A 7,403-nucleotide genomic window follows, 5' to 3' on the forward strand; every position below is an offset into this window, starting at 1 on the left:
GGACGGGTCCACGATCGCGAGGTGCCTGGCGAGGACCAGCTCGGCCTCACCCTGACGCTGGCGGAGCCGCCGGTCGCCGTAGTCCCGGGCCGCGTGACGCAGCAGCTCGGTGCCCTCGGTGAGCAGGCCGGACGCGAGCAGGACCTCGGCGCGGTCCTGGTCCCCGATGGCGCGCACCACGGGGCTCACGTCCGCGAGCACCCGTCGCGCGGCGTCCATGTGGCGCAGGGCACCGACCATGTCGCCAGCCAGGAAGGCGGCGTACCCGAGGTTGTGCTCGGCCATCGCGGCATCGGTCTCCCGACCGGCCCTCTGGAGCTCGGTGACGGCGCTCGCGTAGTCGTCGGCGGCGTCTCGCGGCCGGGCCTGTTGGAGGTAGACGTTGCCGCGGTTGACGTGGGCCTTGCCGAGCTCGGCCGGGTCGTCCAGAGCGTCGAGGGCCTCGGCGAACGCCTGCAGCGCGCTCCCGGTCTCGCCGCGGCGCATCAGCAGCAGCGCGCGCTGGTTGGCCAGGATCCCGCGCGCCGCGGTCGTGATCCCGCCACGCTCCAGCGCCCGGTCGCACATCGCGAGGGCCGCGTCCGGCTCGCCGGTCTCGGCGGCCACGTACGCCAGGCTCGCCTCGATCCGCGCGCGCAGGTCGGGTTCGCGCGCCCGCGCGAGGGCGCTCTCGAGGAGGGGCCGGGCCCGCCGAACCTGCCCGCGGTTGATGAGCACGACGCCACGAGCGTGGAGTTCCTCCGGCGCTAGCACCCCGCCATCATCGCGTGATCTCCGTGACCTGCTCCACGACACTCCAACCACGGCGGACGCACCCGCTCCTGGTGTCGGCGTGGTCCGGGTCGTCGAGCGGAGCGCACAGAGCCGCTGCGACCACCCCGGCCATCAGCGGGGCCGCGAACGAGGTGCCGCTCCACACGCCGAAGCCGCCCCGGTAGTCGTCCGGGTCGATCGACTCGCGCCAGCGGCCGAAGGCCACCGTCCGTCCGACGGGGAGCAGCCCGCCCTCGAAGCCCGGCATGGTGCTCATGACGGCCGCTCCCGGGACATAGCTGCGCACCCACGGGCCGGTGTTGCTGAACAGTGCGTCGGTACGCCGGTTGGGGTTGAGCGCACCGACCGACACGATCGGGACGCAGTCCGGGTCCGTCGGGACGGGCCCGTTGCCGTCGCTCCACGGGCCGAATGCGGCCGGGAAGGACGGGCGGCTGGTCGCGTCGTTGCCCGCCGAGCACACCACGACGACACCATTGCGACCGAGGTCGGCGAGGATGTCGTAGAGGGTCGGGTCGAAGAGCAGGTCCTCGGGCGTCTCGTGGTAGTACCCCATCGACAGGCTCAGCACGTCGATCCCGAACCCACCGGGCTCCCCGTCGCGGTCGCGCCGGACCAGCTCGGCGATCTGGGCGAGCGCCGCGATCCAGTCGGACTCGACGATCGGCCCGGCGGACGGGACCACCCGCCACGACAGGATGTCCGCGTCCGGGCAGCCCTGGTGCACGAGACCGGCGATGAACGTCCCGTGGCCCGACAGCGGGTCGATCGACCCGTCCAGCGGACCGATCAGGTCCCCGTGCTCCTCGGGGTCGGTGGCCGCGTCGGTGTAGCCGATGGCGAGCCCGTCGAGCCCGACGTCCTCCCGCACGACGTCGTCCAGCCACGGGTGGCTGGCGCAGCCGGTGTCGAGGATGGCGACCACAGGACGCCGACCGCCGATGCTCGTGTCGGCGCGGCGGTGCGGCCGGGGGCCGACGTAGGCGACCGGCTGCCGGCCTCCGCTCCCCGGGCGCGCGTACGTCGCCAGCGCGGGCGACCCCCCGTTGGCGCTCGGGTGGGAGAGGTCGTAGGGGTGCGACAGGTCGTAGGGGTGCGACAGGTCGTACGGGTGCGACAGGTCGTACGGGTTGGACCCGACCTCCCGGCCGGTGACGACGTGGTCGAGGCCGACGCCCCGGACGGCGTCCACCCCGAACTGGGCGCGGGTCTGCTGCAGCAGCGTCCAGCCGTCCGGCGCGGTCGCCGCCGAAGCGCCGCCCAGCACGATGCGGGCACGCCGGAGCCCGAACCGGAGGTTCGCGGTCCGCGGATCCTCCGGCTCGAGCTCGATCTCCCAGCCGAGTGGCTTCGCCACCGCCTCGAGCACCCGCACCGCTCCCGCGACGTCCACGGACTTCGAGATCAGCAGGCGCGGTCCGACGTACACGGTCGGGCGCGGGGTGACGCCCTTGACACTGATCGCGGTGGCCGGGTCGAGCACCCGGCCCTCCACCACCGCGATGGCGGACGGGTGCGGCGGCGCCGGGTCCCGGTCGAGCGGCTTGGGTCGGGGACGGGACGGAGGCTTCTGCTCGGGCTGCTGCTCCATGGCGGAGGGGCTCCTAGATCTCGAACGTCGGCGTGGCGAACGCCGGACGGGTGGTGTCGTGGGGCTCGAGCCTTAGGCGCAGCAGCCCGAGCGGCAGGTCGGTGAGCTCGAAGCGACCGGATTCCGTGACGACCGCAGCGTAGGGCGTCGGCACCTCGCCGGGCAGCGCCCGCACGGTCATCGGTTCGGGCGGGACCACCCACCCGTCGACGCGCGAGCGGTCGCCGTCGACGGCGACCCGCAGCAGCAGGTCGGTGTCGTCGTGCACGAACCGCAGCGTGTACGCCGTCGACCCGCGCGCCCCGACCAGCTCGGTGGACCGCTCGACGAGCTCCATCAGCTCGGCGTCCAGGTCGCTGGCGGCCATCGCCGCCGTCGCCTGCATGGCCGAGACGAGGTGCTCGGGCACCGGGTCGCGGCGCTCCCACACGTCCCGGACGATCCCCAGCAGGGCCTCCCGGCTCAGCTCGCTCATCAGTACTCCCCCGTTTCCATGGCAGCCGTTCCGGTCGCGCCGGCCTGCACCAGCGCCACCCGCAGCTTCGCCAGGCACCGGCCCCGGGTGGGGCCGATGCTCCCCACCGGCATGCCCAGGTCGGCCGCCAGCTCGCGGTAGTCCGGCCGGTTCTCGAACGCGACGATCCGCAGCAGCCGCCGGCACCGCTCGGGCAGCCCGTCGACCGCGGCCCAGAGCCGGTCGCCCTCGTCACGCTGGACGACGGCGTCCTCCGCGGAGCGCTGCCGCGGCAGCATCGGCGCGAGGTCCTCGTCGTCGGCCGGCACGGCGGCGGACGTCGCCTGCGCGACCCGCCAGGCCTCGCGGCGCGCGGTGGTCGTCAGCCAGCCCCCGATCGCGGTCGGGTCGAGGATCGCCGCCCGGCGGCGTACCAACGCCAGCCAGGTCGTCTGGATGACGTCCTCCGCCGCGGTCTCCGAGAGCCGGTAGGAGCGGACGACGTGCCACAGCACGGGCGTCATCACGGCCACCAGGTCGTCCAGACCGCTGGGTTCCCCCGCAACCCAGCGGTTGAAGCCGTCGGTCGCCCGCTGCCACACCTGGTCGGTGGGGCCGGCCTGACCCGACGGCCGCACGGCCCCGATGCCGCTCATGGATCGTGTCGCTCCCCTGTGCCGCCCGCCCGGTCGCCCGGCCAGTCGCTCGGTCATGATCACGGCTCCCAGGAGTCGGGGAGACGCGCTCAGATACCTGGTCTGTGCCTGTTCTTCACCTGTCGAGGACATCGTGGCGCGCCCGGGCCGCCGGGCGCCATGGCCCGGATGGGTACCTCGCGCCGAGCTCCGGCCCGTTCGGTAGCGTGGCCGGGTGCTGAGCGTCCGCGAGATCCCCGAGAGCGACCACCTCGCGCTCCTGGCCGGCCGGCGTTCCGCGAGCTTCCTGCAGACCCCCGCGTGGGGGCACGTGAAGGCGGAGTGGCGGCGCGAGTCGATCGGCTGGTTCCGCGGGGACGAGCTCGTCGGTGCGGCGCTGGTGCTCTACCGCCAGCTGCCCAAGGTCAAGCGGTTCCTCGCCTACCTCCCCGAGGGCCCGGTGATCGACTGGGAGGCCGAGGACCTGCGCGAGTGGCTCGCCCCGATGGCGGCCCACCTGGGCGCGCGGGGGGCGTTCGGCGTCCGGATGGGCCCGCCCGTCGTGACCCGGCGCTGGGACGCCGCCGCGATCAAGGCCGGCATCGCCGACGACGGCGTACGCCGGCTCGGCGACCTGCCCCCGACCGAGCGCACCCACTCCGGCGCGCGGGTGACCTCCCAGCTCATCGATCTGGGCTGGCGGGCGCAGGCCGTCGAGGGCGGGTTCGCCGCCGGGCAGCCGCAGTACGTCTTCCAGGTGCCGCTGGCCGGTCGCACCGAGGACGACGTGCTCGCCGGGATGAACCAGCTGTGGCGGCGCAACATCAAGAAGGCCGCCAAGGAGGGCGTCGAGGTGGTCTCGACCGCCGGTGCCGAGGCGGCCGCCGACCTCGGGGCGTTCCACGAGCTCTACGTGCACACCGCCGAGCGCGACCACTTCACCCCGCGGCCGCTGTCGTACTTCCAGACGATGGTCGGGGCGCTCGGGTCCGAGGACCCCGACCGGATCCGGCTCTACAGCGCCCGCCACGAGGGCACGCTCGTCGCGGCCACGATCGGCATCCGCGTCGGCGCGCACGCGTGGTACTCCTACGGCGCCTCCTCCACCGACAAGCGCGAGGTCCGCGGCTCCAACGCGATCCAGTGGCAGATGATCCGCGACGCGATCGCCGCCGGCGCCGACGTCTACGACCTGCGCGGCATCACCGACACCCTGGCCTCCGACGACCCGCACCTGGGGCTGATCCAGTTCAAGGTGGGCACCGGCGGCGAGGCCGTCGAGTACGTCGGCGAGTGGGACCTGCCGCTCAACCGGGCGCTCTACGCGGCGTTCGCCATGTACATGAAGAGGCGCGGATGAGCCTCACGCTGAGCGTCGACGGCGACCGCTGGCGCGCCCACCTGCGGGCCGTCGCGGAGGCGACGCCCGGCCTGGTGCCGGTCGCGAAGGGCAACGGCTACGGGTTCACGCTCGGCCGGCTGGCCCGCAAGGCCCAATGGCTGGGCGTGGACACGTTGGCCGTCGGCACCTACGACGAGCTGCCCGAGGTCGCGAGCCGCTACGACGGCGACCTGCTCGTGCTCACCCCCTGGCGGCCGTTCGGGGCGGCGGTCGAGCTCGACCCCGCGCTCGCCGCCCGGGTGATCCACACAGTGAGCCGTCCCGAGGACCTCGGCGACCTGCTCGGCCGCCAGCCCGACGCCCGGATCGTGCTCGAGCGGGCCACCAGCATGCTGCGCCACGGGATGACCGCCCGCGAGCTGTGGAGCACTCCGCGGATCCTGGCCGACCACCCGAGGGCGCGGGTGCGCGGCGTGGCCCTGCACCTGCCGCTCTCGCGCGGCGCGCACCTCTCGGAGGTGCAGCGGCTGATGAACGACGTGGTCGCGACCGAGCTGCCGCTGGACACGGTGTGGGTCAGCCACCTCTCGGCCGACGAGCTGGGGGTGCTGCGTGCGGCGTACCCCGACTTCACGTTCCGCCCGCGGGTCGGCACCGACCTGTGGCTCGGCGACCGGGGCGCACTGCGGGTCACGGCGACCGTGCTCGACGTGCACCCGGTCGAGCGCGGCGACGCGTTCGGCTACCGGCAGCGCACCGCGCCCAAGGCCGGGCACATCCTCATCGTCAGCGGCGGCACCGCCCACGGCATCGGGCTCGAGGCGCCGACCGGCGACGCCAGCCTCAAGGCCCGCGCCGCCACCTTGGCCCGCGGCGGCCTCGACGCGGCCGGTTTCGTGCGCTCGCCGTTCTCGATCGATGGCAAGCAGCGGCTGTTCGCCGAGCCGCCGCACATGCAGGCCTCGATGCTGTTCCTCCCCCACGGCGCCCGCGTGCCGGCCGTCGGCGACGAGGTCGACGTGCGGGTGCGCTACACCGCCACCGCGTTCGACCGGGTCGTCGTGAGCTGACCGGCGCCCCTGGTTGTAACGCGGGGTTAGTGGATCTGGGAACCCTGCTGTAAGGGGGTCACCAGATCCAACAACCCCGCGTTACAAACGAGGGGTGGCTAGCGCGGGTGCCGGAAGGGCGACGTACGCCGTCGCGCGGACCGGGTCGTGGCGCGGCGCCCAGATGTCGCGGACCACCATCGCGACCAGGTAGAGCTCCGCGGCCAGCCGGAGCAGGATCGCGGCCCAGTAGAACCCGGCGTCCCCGCCGGAGGCCGGGGCGAGGAAGCCGCCGAGGTACCACCACACCGCCGCGAAGTAGAGCGCCTCGCCGGCCTGCCAGACGATCAGGTCGCGCCACCGCGGCCGCGCCAGCACCGCCAGCGGCAGCAGCCACAGCACGTACTGGGGCGAGTACACCTTGTTGACGAGCAGGAACCCCGCGACGACGAGGAAGCCCAGCTGTGCCAGCCGCGGCGTGGCCGGCGCGCGCAACCCGATGAGCAGCACGCCGACGCACCACAAACCGAAGAACAGCCACGACCCGACGTTGATCGTGTGCGGGTCGAACGCGAACGCGTCGCCGGGCCGGTCCAACGCCTGCTGCACGACCATCCAGATCGAGCCGAGGTCGGCGCCGCGGTCGGAGTTGAAGCTCCAGAAGACCTTCCACTGCTCCGGTCCGGAGAGGTACGCCGGCGCGTTGGCCAGCACCCACGCGCCGGCCGCGGCGAGGGTCGAGGTGACGAGCGGGCGCAGTCGCCGCTGGCGCAGGCAGATCACCAGCACCCCGCCGAGGAGGAACAGCGGGTACAGCTTCACCGCCGTACCCAGCCCGATCAGCACGCCGGTGAGCAACGGCCGGTCGCGGGTCCAGGCCCACAACGCCCCGGCGACGAAGACCACCGCCACCAGGTCCCAGTTGACCAGGCCGGTCAGCACCAGCGCGGGTGAGAGGGCGAACGCTGCCGCGTCCCACGGCCGCCGCGGCGAGACCCCGGCCAGCAGCCACGCCGCGAGCAGCGTCAGCACCGCGAAACCGAGGGCGTTGACGATCACGAAGATGCGCATCTCCCGGCGTACCTCCGGCTGCGCGGACATGTCGCCGACCGACTGGCCGTAGCGCGTAGAGAGGTCGGGGGAGCCGTTGAGCCAGTGGGTGACGTGGGCGGCGCCCCACGCCCAGTAGGAGATGCCCGCGGGGTACTCCATCACCTCGTAGCGAGCGCGCACCTGGGCGTCGTCGCTGTAGGGCCAGTTCAGCTCGGCGAAGCCCCGACCGGTGTAGAGGTAGGGCAGGTCGGAGTAGCACATGTGGGTGTAGCGGGCCTGCCCGTCCTGCCAGGTGTCCTGGTAGCAGCTGCTCTTCTGCACCATGCCGAGCGCCAGCACGATCGCGGTCAGGGCGAGCAGCACCCGCACCGGGGTCCACCACGGGTGCCGCCCGGCACGGGTCCCGACCGGCCCGCCGATCCGGTCGCTGAGCGCGGCGGCCACCGGGTCGTCCTGGGTGGGATGCACCCAGGACGGGCCGGGCCGCCCCCCGCGCCCGCTCGGC

General features: G+C 73.7%; 7 protein-coding genes. 2 read left to right on the forward strand and 5 right to left on the reverse strand.

The features are described from left to right. The 4 genes from VGD85_RS18365 to VGD85_RS18380 all read right to left on the reverse strand — a co-directional run. Positions 1–717, reverse strand: a 717-nt coding sequence (locus tag VGD85_RS18365) for a tetratricopeptide repeat protein (protein WP_331064873.1), incomplete at its 3' end; no start/stop codon positions are given. A gap of 43 nt (positions 718–760) precedes the next feature. Next, positions 761–2,365, reverse strand: a complete 1,605-nt coding sequence (locus VGD85_RS18370) for a S8/S53 family peptidase (RefSeq protein ID WP_331064874.1) — start codon at positions 2,363–2,365, stop codon at positions 761–763. 13 nt (positions 2,366–2,378) lie between these two features. Beyond that, positions 2,379–2,840 (reverse strand): hypothetical protein, encoded by a 462-nt coding sequence (locus VGD85_RS18375; RefSeq protein WP_331064875.1) that lies wholly within the window; start codon positions 2,838–2,840, stop codon positions 2,379–2,381. Beyond that, the gene (locus VGD85_RS18380) at positions 2,840–3,475 is read right to left on the reverse strand and encodes a sigma-70 family RNA polymerase sigma factor (RefSeq protein WP_331064876.1); all 636 of its coding nucleotides are present in this window, start codon (positions 3,473–3,475) and stop codon (positions 2,840–2,842) included. The genes VGD85_RS18375 and VGD85_RS18380 overlap by 1 nt, the downstream gene beginning before the upstream one ends. A 214-nt stretch (positions 3,476–3,689) precedes the next feature. Here VGD85_RS18380 and VGD85_RS18385 point away from each other — a divergent pair, with 214 nt between their 5' ends. After that, a complete protein-coding gene (locus VGD85_RS18385; RefSeq protein ID WP_331064877.1) occupies positions 3,690–4,814 on the forward strand; it encodes a lipid II:glycine glycyltransferase FemX in 1,125 nt (374 codons plus the stop codon). Then, positions 4,811–5,866, forward strand: a complete 1,056-nt coding sequence (locus tag VGD85_RS18390; protein WP_331064878.1) for an alanine racemase — start codon at positions 4,811–4,813, stop codon at positions 5,864–5,866. Before VGD85_RS18385 ends, VGD85_RS18390 begins: the two co-directional genes overlap by 4 nt. A gap of 81 nt (positions 5,867–5,947) precedes the next feature. On the opposite strand, the gene VGD85_RS18395 is transcribed toward VGD85_RS18390, so the two are convergent. Beyond that, positions 5,948–7,366, reverse strand: coding sequence for a glycosyltransferase family 87 protein (locus VGD85_RS18395; RefSeq protein WP_331064879.1), 1,419 nt, complete (start codon positions 7,364–7,366; stop codon positions 5,948–5,950). Positions 7,367–7,403: the final 37 nt, after the last annotated feature.

Source organism: Nocardioides sp., from assembly GCF_036401255.1.
GTDB lineage: Bacteria > Actinomycetota > Actinomycetes > Propionibacteriales > Nocardioidaceae > Nocardioides.